The following is a 15,009-nucleotide window of genomic DNA, read 5'->3' as shown; positions in this document are numbered from 1 at the left end:
CTCATGGATGCGCAAAGGCGAAGGGCGAGCGGAACGACGCGAAGGCCGGCGCGGCGGCGTCCTTGTCGGAGAGCGTCGCGGCCTGCGGATCGACGCCCCAGTCGATGGCGAGGTCGGGGTCGTCGAAGCGCACGGCGCCGTCGCAGTCGGCGGAGTAGAAGTCGTCGACCTTGTAGATCACGTCGGTGTCGGGTTCGAGCGTGACGAAGCCGTGCAGGAAGCCGCGCGGCGCCCAGAGCTGGGCGCCGTTCTCCGCCGAAAGCTCGGCGGCCACCCAGCGGCCGTAGCTCGGCGAACCGACGCGGACATCCACCGCCACGTCGCGGATGCGCCCGCGCGCCACGCGCACCAGCTTGCCCTGGGCGTGCGGCGGGCGCTGGTAGTGGAGGCCGCGCACGGTTCCGGCCTGCGTCGAGCGGGAATGGTTGTCCTGCACGAAGGCGACGTCGAGGCCGACGGCCGCCATCGCCCGCGCGCTCCAGGTCTCGCTGAAGAAGCCCCGCGCGTCGGCGAAGCGGCGCGGCGTGAGGATGAGCACGTCGGGTATCTCGGTCGCCGTCACGTCCATCCCGGCCTCACTGATCGCGCGCGGCGCTTAGAACATGGCGCCGCGCGGGGGTCCAGTGGCTTGTCCCGCCGCAAGGCGCTACTCCCAGGTCGGCGCGTCGGACAGCAGGAAGAAGTCGTCGATGTAGCCGTTGAAGTTCCTGACCCAGCCCGAGCCGCCGACGGTCAGACCCTCCCAGCCGAAGTTCGGGAAATCCACGGGCGCCTGTTCGTCCAGAACGATCTCGTCGTTGTGAAGCAGAACGATGCGGTCGCCCGCGAGGTCGATGTCGAGCTGCAGGGCGTGGACCTCGCCTACGCCGATGTCGAGGCCTTCGACGATGGTGCGGAACGCGCCGCCGTCCTCCAGCGCGACGAACACGATCACGTCGGGGCCGCGGAAATCGACGCTGAACTGCTTGCTGCTGGAGAACAGGCGGCCGTTGAGCAGGTCCTCGCGCTCGAACGTGGCGCCGACCGAGATCTGGCTGGCGTCGTCGAAGGCCTCCGGCGCCACGGCGACCGTCACCATGTCGTCCACGCCGTCGAAGCGCGCCCAGGCGTCGCCGTCGCGGTCCACGATCTCGGCGCCGCGGACGAGATAGCCCTCCGTCGGTCGCGGCTCGTCGAACGTGATCAGGAGCGGCCGCAGGTTCGGCTCGATGGGGTTCGACACGTCGATCTCGTCGCCGAAGCGCCCGCCCAGCACCACCTGCTCGGCCGAGAGTTCTGCGTTGTAGAACAAAACATTATCAACCATTCCGCGGAAGTCGCCGCCGCCCCAGGGGTTGCCCAGGTGCAGCGCCTGACCGGAGGACCCATCCTGGAAATGGCCGTCGAGGCCGCTGAACCGAGAGATCTCGACGCCGTCGATGTAGAGTTTCGCGACGCCGGACTCGCCCGAGAAGGTCAGGCCCAGGCTGTGCCACTCGACGTCGCGGATCGCGGCGCTGGACGTGCCGAAGCGCCACTGCCCCTCCGAGGTCGTCAGGTTGACGCGCACGCCGTCCTCCTGAATGTCGATCACGAAGCTGCCGACCAGCGCCACCAGGCGCCCCGAGTCGGCGGCGGCCTGCTTCTTGAAGTCGATCAGCAGGCTGAACGCGTCGTTGTTGGTGAAGGCGTCGGCGCTTTCGAGCGATATGTAGCCGCCGCTCATCTTCAGCACACGGCCGTCGCCCTCCGACGTCACCGAGACCGCGCCGGTCCTGGTGACGCTCCCGGCCAGGTCGGACTCGTCGACGAGGCCGTTCTCGAAGTCGAGCTTGGCGATCAGCGGGGTCTCCACCGCCAGGCGCTTGCGCAGGGTCAGCGTCTCGGAGCCGCCGTCGATGCGCGCCTCCGCCGTCACGTCGTAGACGCCGGCGTTGGCGTAGGGATGCTCGACGACCAGCCCCTGCGCCGTGGAGCCGTCGCCGAAGCGCCAGGTCACCTGCAGCCGCTCCGGCGCGATCCTGCCGTCGGGGTCGAAGACGTTCCGCGCGTCCAGCGTGTAGGTGCTGCGCTCCAGCGCCTCGCCCCGGGTCGAGACGATGAAGCCGTCCGGCGCCGTCGGCGTCGTGTCGAAGCGGTTCAGCGCCGAGCCGACGTCCAGCGTCTCGATCACGCCGCCCGGAAAGGCCCGCAGATCCTCAAGCGTCGCGTCCGCGTCGGCCATGGCGTTGACGAACAGGTTTTCGTAGTGATGCGGCTCCCGCAGATAGTCGCGCTGCACGATCAGGTTGTCGCGCACGATATTGTCGCCCGCCCTCGCGTTCATGTCGATCTTGGGCGCGACGTTGCGCTCGACCAGCACGTCGCGCGAGCGGCTGGTGACGACGATGCGCGGATCGTAGGTGCCGCCCTCGAAGCCGGGAATCACGTTGTGCAACACCGTGTTGCGCGCGATCACCAGCCCGTCGACGCCGTCCACATGCACAGCGTTGGCGTGGCTGTTGTAGATGACGTTGTCGACGATTTCGAAATTCTCCATCAGGAAGGTCGGGTCAGACCCGACGCCGTCGTTTCCGATGAAGATCGACTGCATCCAGTCGCCGTCGTCGATGTCGATGTAGTTGCCCGAGATCGTCACGTTGCGCGACGGATCCTCGAAACCGGCGGTCCAGAACTGGATCGCATCGCGATGGTCGTTCAGCAGCGGCGCGGCGCGGAAGTCGCCGATGAAATTGTCGGCGATCAGCGCATCCTCGACGTCGACGAAGTTCAGTCCGTCCGAGCGCATGTCGACGATGGTGTTGCCCCGCACCGTGAGCCCGTCGACGCCGTTGAAGGTGGCGCCCTTGAAGAAGGTCTCGATGTGCGAGTCCTCCAGCGTGACGTCGCGGGAGCTGACCACCGCCAGACCGAAGCCCGTGGCGTATCCGTCGGCGCCCGAGCTGACGCCCTCGGCGAGATCGCCCTTGAAATCCACGTCGGTCAGCCGCAACCCGGTCACGCTGGTCGCCTTGAACGGCTGCTCCACGACGCGATCGCCCCGCGGCGCGTCGTACTCGAAGGCCACGCTCTCGAACGCCAGATTCTCGACGCCGCGCAGATCGAACCCGGTGAAGACCGCGGGATTGTCAGGATCCGCGGACCTTATGACGACTTCGGAGTCGTACCTGACATATTCCTGCTGCCATGAAAGCAGCCGGAGCGCCCCGTAGTTCCCGGGAGCTAGCAGTATGGTCCCGCCATCGGCTATCGAGAGCGCGGCCTCCAGCTCGGCGGCGCTTGAGACCGTCGCTGACGTATTCCGTTGGGTCGACATGCAGGAACAACTCCACGAGATGAGTTTCCACAGAAATCGGGCTCAACCCGACGATGCTGCGTTTGGGATGGTGGATAAGGCGACTCGGTTAACGAGACTTGTAACGAACCGGATTTTATCTCACCAGAACTTTTTGTTAACATCCGCGACAAAAAAAGGCTGCTATTCGCAGAAATCGCCACAATATGCGCATATTTCGAATTACAAGTCGTGTCACAATGCTTCAGTGCGCAGTGGAAACGGTGCCTATCGGATAGGAGTATTTGTGCTCCGGGATTCTTGAGGCGGTCATGGCGAAACGCGCCACGGCGCAAGTTCCCGGCCCGCCGCGGACGGGCGACCGCCGGGCGCTACGGCGCCTCAGCCGAAACGGCGGCGCTCGGCCTTTGCGGAGACGCCAAGGCGTTCGTCCTCCCAGCGACGGACCGCCTCGGCGAGCGCGCGTTCGTCCTCGGCGGCCGCGCCCCGGCCCGCATCGGCCAGAAGCCGGCGCGTGGCGGGGATCGCCGCCAGCGCAAGGGTCGCCGCGGCGCCGCCCAGCCACGCCGTCGCGGCCGAAGCAAGGATCGAGCCGCCCGTCGTCCAGACGGCCGCTCCCGCCGCGACGCCGAGGCCGTAACCCGCGGCGAGCACCTTGATGGGTCCGTGTTTCATGGCGAGGACTGTGCCCCGCGCCGATTAACGGGCGATGAAACGCGCAGGCCGGCGGCGGCGCTCGACAACGCCGCCCGCATCGTCCATTGATGCGGCGCTCGAAGAAAAGCCCTGCGACGGACGCAATCCTGGCGGACGGCCGCGATCAGGGATCCCGCCATGACAGACCCCGCAGCCTGGGCGGAGCACCTCCGCGACGAGCCGCCCGTCCTGGTCACGGGCGCCGCCGGCTTCATCGGCATGCATGTCGCCGAGCGGCTGCTGGAGGCCGGCCTCGCCGTGGTCGGCTTCGACAACGTGAACGACTATTACGACGTGCGGCTGAAGCGCGCCCGGCTGGAGCGGCTGTCGGGCCGGCCCGGCTTCCGCTTCATCGAGGGCGATCTCGCGGACGCGCGGGCCCTAGGCGCCGCCTTCGACGCGGCCGGCGCGCCGCGCCGCGTGATCCATCTCGCCGCGCAGGCCGGCGTGCGGCACTCGCTGACCAATCCCGGCGCCTACGCCGACAGCAACCTCACCGGGTTTCTCAACGTGCTGGAGGCGTGCCGCGCGGCCGCGCCGGCCCATCTCGTCTACGCCTCGTCGAGTTCGGTCTATGGCGGCAACGCCAGGCTGCCGCTGTCGCCCCGCGACGGCGTCGATCATCCTGTCAGCCTCTACGCCGCGACCAAGAAGGCGAACGAGCTGATGGCGCACGCCTACAGCCACCTCTACGCGCTTCCGGCGACGGGGCTGCGCTTCTTCACCGTCTACGGGCCCTGGGGGCGGCCGGACATGGCCTACTGGTCCTTCGCCGAGGCGATCATGGCGGGCCGGACGCTGGAGCTCTACAACATGGGCGAGGTCAGCCGCGACTTCACCTATGTCGACGACGTGGTGGAGAGCCTGCTGCGGCTTGCGCCGCTGGCCCCGGCGCCGGATCCCGGCTTCGACCGCATGAACCCCGACCCCGCGCGCAGCTGGGCGCCGCACCGCGTCTACAACATCGGCCGCGCCGAACCCGCGCCGGTGCGCGCCCTCGTCGCCGCGCTCGAAGCCGAGCTGGGCCGCAAGGCCGAGGTCCGGCTCGTCCCCGCCCAGCCCGGCGACGTCGCCGCCACCGCCGCCGACGTCGCCGACCTCGAGCGCGCGACCGGGTTCGTCCCGCAGGTGACGCTCGCGGAAGGGGTGCGGCGGTTCGCGCGCTGGTGGACCGACTGGACCGTGCGCGCCGGATGAACGGCCGGCGCGCCTTCCCCGGCGCGGACGGACGCACGCCGGACGTCCTGCTTCAGATCCCGGCTTCGTTCCCGGCGATCGGGGCTGTTGAATGACAAAAAAGATCGAGCGGCACGCTTCTGAAAAGACTGTGTTTTTGGGCGCTGGCGACGGCCTCAGAATGCTGAAAGTTTGCTCCTAACTGTATGGCCCGCCCGCTAGATCTCCCAGCGCATCGCAAAAAAGTTTGCTCTCGTAGAGCTTAAATGTCCTCGCTCTGCGGTGGTTCCGGCTTGCTCGGCGGCCACAGCGCGCTGAGCGAGAAGATCGCCTCCTCAAACGGAGCGAGTCGGACCATCGCGTCGCCGGTGAGCGTGGCCAAAAGCACCCATGCGCCACCGCGGCAGGCGAAGGCCTCAAGCGTCTGCGCGTCAGGGTCGACAAACCACAGGTGAGACACGCCATGCGCGCCATAGACATCGCGCTTCACGCCGAGATCGAGTCGACGGGTCGACGGCGAGAGCACCTCGCAGATCCAATCCGGCGCCAGATCAATCGCTGGGGCATCCGGAAACGCCGGCATGTTCGCGCGTCGCCATCCGGCGAGATCAGGCACGAGAACATGGTCGCCGAGATGGATCTCCGGCTCGTCCAGCAGCCACCATCCGCCCGGTCCGTCGTCGTCAAAACCGCCGAGCTTCACGCCGAGGCGAGAGGCGGCGCGGGCATGGCGCGCTCCGGGACGCGGCTGCAGATGGAGCGCGCCGTCGAGCAGTTCGGCGACGAGATGAGCCGGCGCGTCGAGAACGTCCTGATAGGTGGCGGGCCGCTTGAACGCGAGCGTCTGCAAGGTCATCACCGCCTCCGTCATCCGACAGCACGCCCATGATAGGGCGTGGGGCCATGAACGTCATCAAACGCATTTCGGTTGAAACCTTTCGAATAATACCGTTACACGCCCGCGTTCGCGGCGCGGCGCCGGCAAGCGCTTGATATGGCGGCGTCGAGGCCACCCGTTTCAAGCCGTGCGCCGCGCAGCGCGTGGGTTGCGAGCGAAACAGATTTTGTGAGAACGGTCCGCCATGAGCTTGTTCGATGCGCACGGCGAAAGACTGTATCTCAACCGCCGGGAGCGCGAGGCGTTTCTCGTCGCGGCGAAATCGGCGCCGCGCGAGATCCGCAGCTTCTGCGAGACGCTGCACTACAGCGGCGCGCGGATCTCCGAAGTGCTCGGTCTCACACGCCGCCGGGTTGACCTCGCCGACCGGACCCTGACCTTCGAGACGCTCAAGAAACGCCGCCGGGGCATCTATCGCATCGTGCCCGTGCCCGAGCCCCTCACCGAACTGCTCGACCTCGTGCACGGTCTGCGCGAGCGCGGCGCGGCGCAGGACGACCGCCTTTGGTCCTGGTCGCGGACGACGGCTTGGCGGCGCGTGAAGGCCGTGCTCGCCGATGCCGGCGTCGCCGACGGACCCCATGCGGCCCCGAAGGGATTTCGACACGGCTACGGCGTCAACGCCGTCGTCAACGGGGTGCCGCTCAACATGCTCGCTAAATGGATGGGGCACGGCTCGCTGGAGGTGACCGCAATCTACGCCAACGCGCTTGGCGACGAGCAGCGTGAGATCAGCGACCGGATGTGGCGATGAGGTCGGCTTCTCTGGCCAAAGCCACATCAAAGATTCAAAGGCCTGCGTCACCAGACCGCATCTCGTCCTGAAACCCCAGCCGCTCGATGAGCGTCAGGACCCAGCGGTTGATGTAGTCGGGGTGCTCGGCGCTGCGGGTGCGGCGCAGGACCTTCACCAGGCGCTCGACGGCGACCGCGCCGGCGTCGATCTGCTCCTGCAGCGTCTCCATCACCCAGAAACCGTTGGTGGCGAGCGCGGTCAGCATCGCCTTCACGTCTTCCTCAATGGCCGCCATAGTCGCGTCCGGACCGTAGCGCAGCGCGAGCATCGCCACGGAGACGCCGCCGCTGTGATCGACGTCGATCAGCAGCGTCGGGCCGCGGTCCGCAGGCCAGAGCACGGCGACCAGCGCCGGCCTGCGATCGAAGCGGGCGGCCCCGATGCGCGAGATCGCGCGGCCCTCCGGCAGCGGCGTCAGCGAGGAGGAGACGCGGACGGTGGGCAGCATTGCATCCATCCGGCGCAGGACCTCGACCAGCGGGCCGAGCGCGCCGACATAGTCGGTGTCCATCTTTTCGAGCGTGCTGAACTCGATCTGGTCCAACTCCGCACCGGGCTCGGGCTCGGCGACCGTCACCTTGCGGCGCACCATGGCGGCGGGCTTCGCCGGTGCGGGCTTGGTCTCGCCGGCTTCGCTCATCGTCCTGCGTGGCCCGGCGTCTCCAGAGCCGGCGGCCTGCGACCCATCTAGCGCGCCGCCGCTTGCGCGGCGTACTGTCCTGATGCCGGTCTCGCCGTCGTCATCGTCCTCATCCTCGTCGTCCGTGACGATCATCTTGGCGCGCTTACCCTTGGTCGCCTCCACCTCAAAGCGGATGTCACGGATCGGGATCGTCCGGTCGAACTCGTGCGCATTGCCCTCGATGGAGACGACCGACGGGTCCGCCATGCGCGTCGCCGCCTCGGTCTCGACGATCAGGCGCTCCGCGCCGCCTTCGCCCGCATCCGAACTACCTTCTTCCTCCGAGACCTCGCCATCGAACGGCTCGGTCGACGTCTCGCCTTTTGCGCCGGCATTCTCGGCGCGGCTGGTGGCGGCGGTCCCGACGTCGGTCCGGGTCACGGTGCGCACGTAGCGGATCAGCTTCGGATGGGTGTAGACGATTTCTTCGGCGACCTGCTCCTTGCCGGTGATGGACGCGATCTCAAGCACCAGCGCCGCGTTATCGGCCTCGATCATGCGCACACGCCATTCCGAGCCGATGAGGGCCGGCGGCGCGATGCGCAGGCTGCCCGACCCGGGCGAGAGGCGCGCCACGCTGTCCCAGCTCCTGCGGCCCTCGGGATGCACGGCGGTCCATGCGAAGCGCTCCACGAAGCCCGGCGCGCGCTTGCCCCGCAGCAGGCCGACCGGCAGCGCTGCAGTGAAATCGAGGCGCAGCCGTTCATGCGCGCCGGGCCGCAGCGGCCGGTAGAGCCCCATCAGCGCCTGCGGCCGCAGGATGGCGGTCGCCAGCGTCGAGCAGGTCAGGTGGCACGCGCGGATCAGTTCGATGGCGGGGACGTAGATGCGCCGGTCTCCGACGCGGTACAGCAACACGCTCTGGGGCGGTCCCCGCCGCCGCGCGCTGGAGAACAGCGGCGCGAGTAATTCCCCGGGCACAGCGTCCGATTCGATCTCCTCGCAGGCCGAGACGTCGGGGATGGTGATGTCGGCGACCTTGCCGGTCCAGGCCAGATCGGAGCGATTGCCGCTTATGAACACGCGACCGATGGAGAGAAGCGGGAGCGCGCCCATGGGAACGACGGCCGTGGACTGCCGGTCGCTGTCGCGCCAACGCAGAATCAGCTTGATCAGCCATGACCCGTCCGCGCTGCGGAACGGCGCGCCGATGACGACGATCTCGACCTCGCCGAAGATCCTCAGGGCCTCGATCTGGACCGCCATTCAGCTCTTGCCCTGCGGCGCGGCGCGCAGACCCGCGAGGCGACGGACGCGCCAGTCCGGGGCGGGTCCCTCCGCCAGCAGCGTCCCCTCCGCCCAGAGGCGACGGCGCGCCTGAAAGGCGCCGACGTCCTCCGACACGGCGCGCACCGCCGCGTCGCTGAGGGGCAGCTTCGCCCGGCGCGGCGCCAGCCAGCCGGGGCGGCCGAGCGCCCGCTCCACCGAGGCGCATGTGATCCGCACCGGCGGCGCTTGGGCCAGTAGCCGCGTGGCGGCGCGCCCGATGTCCGCGGCCAGCGCCCGGTCGGTCGCCGCCCAGTCCACCCGCGCCCTTCCACGAGTACGGCGGCGCAGCTGCGGAGAGTGGGTCGCCAGCCAGTCGGGGTCATGGCGGCGCAGCCATGCGTGGGCCGCCGGCAGGCGGGTCCGGAGCGCCTTGCGGCTCAGGGTCGGCTCGGCGGCGCGCAATGTGGCCCAGTCCCTTCGATGATCATGGTCTGTTCCTGCATCGGGACCGCGCGTCGCCGTCGCCAGAGGCTTCCACGGCGCATTTAGGCCGAGACGCGCGGCGTGGCGGCGGACGGTGTTCGCATCGACGCCAAGCTCGCGCGCCACGCGAGTCAGGACCGGTGACGTCGCGACAGCTGCGCGCAGCCGCGCTTCGAAGTCCGCGTCGTCGGCGAGGAAGCGCCGCGGGCGCACGACGCGGCGCGCCCGATCCACCGGCGCCGCGTCCAGCAGGACGTCGAGCAGCACGTAGTGGAGCGGGTGGAAGACATGGCGGCGCCGGCGCGTGATCGCCGCCAGCCAGTCCGGGCGGAGCGCCTCGGGCAGAGCATCCGCCAGCGGCGCGAACGTCTCGGCCTGCAGCGCGCCGAGCCGGCGCTGTCGGACGGAGCCGGTCGGCGTGGCCAGCTCCCGGACAGCCAGCGCGTCCAGCAACGCCCCGCGGTAGACGACGCGATCAGGCGGGGGATCGGTGAGCAGCGCCATGGCGGCCCTGTCGGCGGCCCATCCCGGCGCCGCGGCGATCAGGACCGGATGCGCGGCCGCCGCGAGGAAGACGTGCTGCCCCGCAAGCGCCGGCTGCGCTGAGGTCGCCATCAGCGGTGCGCCGTGATCGGGGCAGACAAGCACGCCAGGCAGCTGATGGGCGCGCCGCCACCAGAGTTCGCCGACCTCCGTCAGCGCCTCAGCGTCACAGACCGGACACCGGCGCAGCGCTGTCGGCGGCCGCACCCGGCTCGCTGTGAAGCCGAGGCGCATGTGCAGGCCGTCTGTCGTGCCGCGCGTCATGGCGCGCAGCGCGTCCCGCCGGACGGCGGCGCTCTGGAAGGCGGCGTAGTAGGGCAGCAGCGTGAGCCACCGCGCGATGCTGGGCGCCGTCAGCCGCAGCCCTGGCGGCAGCCGCGCCGCAAGCGCACAGAGACGCGCCGGCAGGTCGACGGCCGCGCGCACCGAGCGGTCGCCGAACAGGGCCTCGATCGTGCGCTTGGGGCTCTCCTCGCAGGTGTGGCGGTGGTGGCGGGCGATGACGCTGTAGAGCAGCTCGTCGGGAAGTAGGCGGGGGAAGTAGGTCAGCATCCTCTTCGCAGCGCCTCTATCAGCCACGTGCTGCGTCACGCGATATCAGATCGGTGTCATCCGCCGGCGCCCGCAGCATGCTCGCGGCGAGCAGTCCAGCATGGCCGGACGCGGACTCGACAGTTGCGCCGCGCAGATCATCTGGACTTGGCTGAGTCTCGGGTGGACACGCCTTCGGCCTTCGCGGCCGCCTCGCAGTCTTCCCGAGCGAAGGGCGGTCCTTGAGGCGCTCGGCGACCGCATGAACCAGATCAAGCGGGCTCAGATCGGGTGTCTCCGCCCTGATCTCCGCAATGACGGCCCTAGCGACGTCGGCGGCGACGCCCAGCTGCCCGAGCACCGCGAGGATGTGCGCTCCACCCTCATCAGGTCGTGCGGTTGTGGCCGCCGCCACCGGCGGTTCCTGAGAGAGGGGAACTCGTCGCGGCATGGTCGCCGCCGCATCCGCCAGAACCTGACGGACGTGAATGTCGAAGCTCGTCAGGTCGTCGTACCGTTCCAGCGCGCGCCGATCGTCGCGCCGCAGCGCGTCCAGCATTGGGCGCACGAGCCCGAGGCTCTCTTTCGCGACATGGCGCAGCAGCGGCGCGTCGATGATCTCGGGATCGTCGGCCAGCGCCCCAAGCTGGACCGCCTTCAACTGCGCTAGAAGGTAAAGCTTGATGACGATGTCGATGACGCCCTGGCTCTCGTCGTAAAAGGCTGCCCGAACGTCATCCGTCAGCGGCGAGGGCGTGCGCGTCCACTGGCAGCGCCACATGCGCGTGACGAAGTCGTCCCACGTCTCATCCGGTGGGCGGCGATCCCAGAGCAGGCTGCCGAGGCCGCTCACGCGTCGCGCCTGTCGGAAGGCTCCGTCGAGAAGCGGCAGTGCCCGCGGCGTGCCGATCAGAAGGACGGGCACGCCAACCATGTTGACCAGAGTGACGAGGAAATTCAGCAGCTCCTCCCGCCCCGATCCCTTCGCTTCGATCAGATGCTGGATCTCGTCGATCACGAGAAGGCCAAGCGCGTGGCGGTTCGCGATGGCGCCCATTTGCGGCAGCATCTTGTCGACCGGCTCCCGAGCGCCGCCGTGGCGCGCCTCGAAGTTGGTCCCCAGCAACTCGTCCATCTTCTTGAAGAAGCTGAAGCAGAGCTGCTTGCGGGATCCGAGTGACGGGCAGTCTAGGCGCAGCCACACGACCTGGTGCAGTAGGAACGGCTCTTCGTGGACAATCACCTGCGGCGTGTAGCGGCTGAGGATGCGCTGGACGCTTCGGGTCTTGCCCATGCCGCTGACGCCGATCAGCGCGATGCCGCTGGCGGTGGACTCCGCGACCCGTGGCGCCGTCTCGAGGTTGCGCGCCATCACGCGGGCGTGGCCGTTGGCGAGGTGATCAATGTAGCTGGTGGTGAGCGGGTTTCGCCCGACATAGCCTTGCCGGATCATCAACTCGATGCGCTGGTCGAGATCGATATGGCGTTCGTTGGGGTCGAAGTAGTGGGTGAGGCGCTGCAAGCAGTGGGCGCGCAGATGCGCGGGATAGGCCCGCTCCGCCTCGGCGTGGATCGGCAGCGACGTGAGGTCCTCCAGCGCCGTCTTGGCGTCGCGTAGCGGCGGCAGGCGGTTGATGAACGGGTTGCCTGCGTACTCGGGGAGGTCCGGCGGCGCCTCAGTCATCGCCGCCCTCTGTTTCGTCGTCTGAGTGTCGCTTGCGGAAACGCGCCACGCTGGGCAGCGAGAAGTCACGGTCGGTTGTGATCTCGGGCCGGATCGGGGTGACCTTGGCGCCGTCGCCCCGCGGTCGCGCCGTCTCGACAGCCGCCCTTCGCTCTGCGTCTCGCTCGGCGGCGCAGTTGGCGCGGATGCCCCGCACGCGGGCTGCGGCGCTTTCTGCAGACGGCCCGGCGGCGGCCGTCTTCGTCAGCGCGGCGTCGGCGATCTCCCGCAGATGTTGGCCGAGATTGATCCGCGCCTCGCGGCGGGAACCGTCGCTTTGCGCGATGCGGCGGCGGTCTTGACGACGTTGCTCGTCGATCTCCCACAGCGTCTTGCCGCGTTGCGCGGCGCTCAGATCGGTCAAGGCGCAGGGCAGGAATCCGAACGAGCCCCGCGCGTCATGGAGGTGGATTTCGTCAAGAAGCCGGGGATCGTAGGAGATGTCGACCTTCCATCGCCCACGCTGTCGCGCCTTGTCGAACCAGCGCTCTGCGATCGCTGTCGGGCAGCTGTAGAGGCACCCGTGGAACTCGATCCCACGGTGCGTGACGGATGCGGTCGCCGTCGGCAGAAGGCTCAGGCGAACCCGGTCCTCAGGATAGCGTCGCTGCGCGCCGCCGCGGGCGGAGAGGCCCCACTCCCACAGCTCGATTGGAACCGGCGGCATGTCCTCGGCGATCATGCCGGCGTCGCGGCGATAGCCGGTGATCTCCCGCTCGTTGTTGTAGAAGAGGACGCAGCGTATGATGATCGCAGTGAATTCGTCGAGTGTGAACGTAGCGTCCTGACGGTAGTCTCGGGCACCCCGCTCACGGAAGTCTGGCTCGATATAGCCTGGCGTATAGTCTCTGAACGCGGCGGGCAGCAGCCGGAATTGCTGCTCCACGATCCCCTTCCAGTCGGCGCGATAGGGCGCGGTATTTTCGAGGTGGATGCCGAAGTTATTGACCAGAGCGTCGGCCTTCGGGCCGAGCATCTCGCCACGGTCGGCCAGCAGCGTTCGGGGCAGCGTCGCGCAGGGCCAGTCCGCTTCGGTAATCTCGACTCCATACCGCGCGCAATACGCGGTCTTGTCCATCGCCGCGTTGATCAGCGCCATCATGGCGCCGAGCCATGACGCGTGCTCGAAGCCGACATAGAGCCCGGCAATCAGACCGCTGAAGACATCGACAATCACATAGATGGTCGGTCGGCCCACGATTCGGCGTCGATCAAACTGCGACACGAGGTAGATGTCGGCCACGGTGGCGTCGATCTGGAAGCGATCCGCCGGCGCCGCGACTTCGGCGCGGGAAGAGCCCAGCAATCCGCGGCTGTCCTTGTCATAGACCCGCGCGGTGCGGCGCTTGCGCTTAAGCGCCAGCGGATTGTCGTCTTTCGCCAGCCAGTACCGGAACTGGTGAAGCGACGGATGCTGGTCCCGCAGCACCCTCCTCTGGCGACCGGTCTCCGGATCGACGCGTACGTCGCAGAAGAAGTCTCCAAGGCAGCGGTTATAGCACTCCGACACCGTCATATTCTTGCTCTTCACAAGATGGCGTTGCACCGACAGCGTGAAGGCCTCCCGGATGTCGGGCGTGACGTTAATCCCCTCAGGGCCGTAGACTGGACGGCCGCCGCGCTTCCGGCCCGAGGCCGCCTTGTCCTTTCCTCGCCCGCCGCTGTTGGCGTAGTCGGGAAGCAGCGCGTTCGGCGTCATGCCGCGCTGCCAGTATCGCCGCAGCAGGCGGTAGAGGCGTGTGCGGCTGGCCTCGCCCCGGGCCACGGTTTGCGCCACGAGCGCCCCGCGCGGGCCTTCGAGGAACGTGTCCGGCTGGGCGCGGATGAGAGGTTCGATCAGCCGCCAGGCGGCGTCGCGGCGCGTCCGATGCGTCGGCGGCGTCGCGTCTTCGAGCACCGGGCGCAGCCACGGATCGTCGATCCGCGCGATCTCGCCGGCCTCCACCTGCGCCTCCAGAACGTCCAACGGTCGCAGGACCGGCAGGGCGCGCTCGGCGTCGATGTCGATCAGGACGGCGCGCCCGCGGTCCCGGTCGATCCACAAAACGCGCTCGCGCCGTCCCGCGTCACCGGTCTGCATCACGTCGCACGGCGCGAATCCGGTCACGCGCTATCCCTCCGCGCCTGCCCGTCGCGTCGCGTGAACCGCCACAGCGGCGTCTCGCCGTCGATCGGCGCTGTGACGTCCGCGATCCAGCGCTTGATGGCGATGAGGTGCAGCACGATCTCCAGCGCTCCGCCCGCCTCGAGCCCGTGGCGCGCGTCCATGGCAAGGCAGAAATCGCGGAGCAGGGCGTCGCTCCATTCCGCATGCTCCCGCTCGATTAAATCGATGCGCTCCGGCGCGACCCTGTCATCCACATCACGGTACCCCGCGAGCCGTTGCAGGTTGGCGATGATGCTGTCGGGCAGTTCGCGCTCGGTGACGACGCCCCAGTCGACGCCCTGTTCGGACCAGACACGTCGTTCAATCTCAAGTTTCTCTAGCGTCCTTGCCTTGTCGAGGTCGCTCGACGGCTTGACCGCACGGGCCACCACGCGGTCCGTGAAATCGATGAGGAGGTCCGTCGTCATGACCAGATCGACGCCGGATTTCGGGTCGGCCGGATGAGCGACCCCGATCGCTGCGGCGATGCGCGTGGTCGCAGTGCGGTCGAGCGGGAAACGCTCGCGAATATCCACGACGGCGTCGCACCATTCATAGATCAGCAGCGTCCGGTATTCGATGTCGGACAGTAGGTGGTGGACGCGCGCAGTGGTTCGGCCGGCGAAGCGGTGGCTGCGTCCCCGCGACGGCACGTCCTGCACCGTCAGCCAGGGTTTGTAGTCGGCGCCGCGGCCCTTACCGCGCCCTTCATTGAGGAGGCGGGCGATCTTGGCCTCGTCGAACCCGTAGCGGCTGCGCGCCATCCCGTCTCCGCAGACAACCTTCTTAACGGTATGCAAAGCATAGAACGCCCTCGGAGAAATGAACGCACTTTTTTACGTGAGAGCGATC

Annotated in this window: 11 protein-coding genes; 2 read left to right on the top strand and 9 right to left on the bottom strand. The window is 68.3% G+C overall.

The window, feature by feature from the left end:
- Position 1: 1 nt before the first annotated feature.
- The 3 genes from rfbC to BLW43_RS13350 all read right to left on the bottom strand — a co-directional run bounded on the left by rfbC (position 2) and on the right by BLW43_RS13350 (position 3,949).
- On the bottom strand, positions 2-568 hold the full coding sequence (gene rfbC, locus BLW43_RS13360; protein WP_093254182.1) for a dTDP-4-dehydrorhamnose 3,5-epimerase: 567 nt from the start codon (positions 566-568) through the stop codon (positions 2-4).
- A gap of 78 nt (positions 569-646) precedes the next feature.
- The gene (locus BLW43_RS13355; protein WP_093254180.1) at positions 647-3,295 is read right to left on the bottom strand and encodes a LamG-like jellyroll fold domain-containing protein; all 2,649 of its coding nucleotides are present in this window, start codon (positions 3,293-3,295) and stop codon (positions 647-649) included.
- Between the two features lie 360 nt (positions 3,296-3,655).
- Positions 3,656-3,949 carry a hypothetical protein gene (locus tag BLW43_RS13350; RefSeq protein ID WP_093254178.1) on the bottom strand — a complete coding sequence of 98 codons (294 nt, stop codon included), beginning with the start codon at positions 3,947-3,949 and terminating at the stop codon, positions 3,656-3,658.
- Positions 3,950-4,108: 159 nt separating this feature from the next.
- Here BLW43_RS13350 and BLW43_RS13345 point away from each other — a divergent pair, with 159 nt between their 5' ends.
- Complete coding sequence (locus tag BLW43_RS13345; protein ID WP_093254176.1) at positions 4,109-5,167, top strand: NAD-dependent epimerase/dehydratase family protein; 1,059 nt, start codon at positions 4,109-4,111, stop codon at positions 5,165-5,167.
- 241 nt (positions 5,168-5,408) lie between these two features.
- Here the strand turns inward: BLW43_RS13345 and BLW43_RS13340 are convergent, their stop codons facing one another.
- Positions 5,409-6,002 carry a Uma2 family endonuclease gene (locus BLW43_RS13340; RefSeq protein ID WP_093254312.1) on the bottom strand — a complete coding sequence of 198 codons (594 nt, stop codon included), beginning with the start codon at positions 6,000-6,002 and terminating at the stop codon, positions 5,409-5,411.
- 226 nt (positions 6,003-6,228) lie between these two features.
- On the opposite strand from BLW43_RS13340, the gene BLW43_RS13335 reads away from it, so the two are divergent.
- The gene (locus BLW43_RS13335; protein WP_093254175.1) at positions 6,229-6,798 is read left to right on the top strand and encodes a tyrosine-type recombinase/integrase; all 570 of its coding nucleotides are present in this window, start codon (positions 6,229-6,231) and stop codon (positions 6,796-6,798) included.
- Positions 6,799-6,832: 34 nt separating this feature from the next.
- Here BLW43_RS13335 and BLW43_RS13330 read toward each other — a convergent pair whose 3' ends face one another.
- From BLW43_RS13330 to BLW43_RS13310, 5 genes are read right to left on the bottom strand one after another with little or no spacing between them, the layout of a single operon-like run.
- A complete protein-coding gene (locus BLW43_RS13330) occupies positions 6,833-8,728 on the bottom strand; it encodes a hypothetical protein (RefSeq protein WP_093254174.1) in 1,896 nt (631 codons plus the stop codon).
- The gene (locus BLW43_RS13325; protein WP_093254172.1) at positions 8,729-10,309 is read right to left on the bottom strand and encodes a TnsD family Tn7-like transposition protein; all 1,581 of its coding nucleotides are present in this window, start codon (positions 10,307-10,309) and stop codon (positions 8,729-8,731) included.
- 19 nt (positions 10,310-10,328) lie between these two features.
- The gene (locus tag BLW43_RS13320) at positions 10,329-11,972 is read right to left on the bottom strand and encodes an ATP-binding protein (protein WP_093254170.1); all 1,644 of its coding nucleotides are present in this window, start codon (positions 11,970-11,972) and stop codon (positions 10,329-10,331) included.
- The gene (locus BLW43_RS13315) at positions 11,965-14,118 is read right to left on the bottom strand and encodes a Mu transposase C-terminal domain-containing protein (RefSeq protein WP_245731048.1); all 2,154 of its coding nucleotides are present in this window, start codon (positions 14,116-14,118) and stop codon (positions 11,965-11,967) included. The genes BLW43_RS13320 and BLW43_RS13315 overlap by 8 nt, the downstream gene beginning before the upstream one ends.
- On the bottom strand, positions 14,115-14,921 hold the full coding sequence (locus BLW43_RS13310) for a TnsA endonuclease N-terminal domain-containing protein (protein WP_093254168.1): 807 nt from the start codon (positions 14,919-14,921) through the stop codon (positions 14,115-14,117). The genes BLW43_RS13315 and BLW43_RS13310 overlap by 4 nt, the downstream gene beginning before the upstream one ends.
- Positions 14,922-15,009 lie beyond the last annotated feature (88 nt).

Origin of the sequence: Rubrimonas cliftonensis, assembly GCF_900107585.1 — a bacterium.
GTDB lineage: Bacteria > Pseudomonadota > Alphaproteobacteria > Rhodobacterales > Rhodobacteraceae > Rubrimonas > Rubrimonas cliftonensis.
This window is presented reverse-complemented; position numbering and strand designations above follow the sequence as displayed.

Bases quoted from the DNA above. Each gene is read 5' to 3' on its own strand.
- rfbC (WP_093254182.1), bottom strand. From the start codon at position 568: ATGGACGTGACGGCGACCGAGATACCCGACGTGCTCATCCTCACGCCG.
- BLW43_RS13355 (WP_093254180.1), bottom strand. From the start codon at position 3,295: ATGTCGACCCAACGGAATACGTCAGCGACGGTCTCAAGCGCCGCCGAG.
- BLW43_RS13350 (WP_093254178.1), bottom strand. From the start codon at position 3,949: ATGAAACACGGACCCATCAAGGTGCTCGCCGCGGGTTACGGCCTCGGC.
- BLW43_RS13345 (WP_093254176.1), top strand. From the start codon at position 4,109: ATGACAGACCCCGCAGCCTGGGCGGAGCACCTCCGCGACGAGCCGCCC.
- BLW43_RS13340 (WP_093254312.1), bottom strand. From the start codon at position 6,002: ATGACCTTGCAGACGCTCGCGTTCAAGCGGCCCGCCACCTATCAGGAC.
- BLW43_RS13335 (WP_093254175.1), top strand. From the start codon at position 6,229: ATGAGCTTGTTCGATGCGCACGGCGAAAGACTGTATCTCAACCGCCGG.
- BLW43_RS13330 (WP_093254174.1), bottom strand. From the start codon at position 8,728: ATGGCGGTCCAGATCGAGGCCCTGAGGATCTTCGGCGAGGTCGAGATC.
- BLW43_RS13325 (WP_093254172.1), bottom strand. From the start codon at position 10,309: ATGCTGACCTACTTCCCCCGCCTACTTCCCGACGAGCTGCTCTACAGC.
- BLW43_RS13320 (WP_093254170.1), bottom strand. From the start codon at position 11,972: ATGACTGAGGCGCCGCCGGACCTCCCCGAGTACGCAGGCAACCCGTTC.
- BLW43_RS13310 (WP_093254168.1), bottom strand. From the start codon at position 14,921: ATGGCGCGCAGCCGCTACGGGTTCGACGAGGCCAAGATCGCCCGCCTC.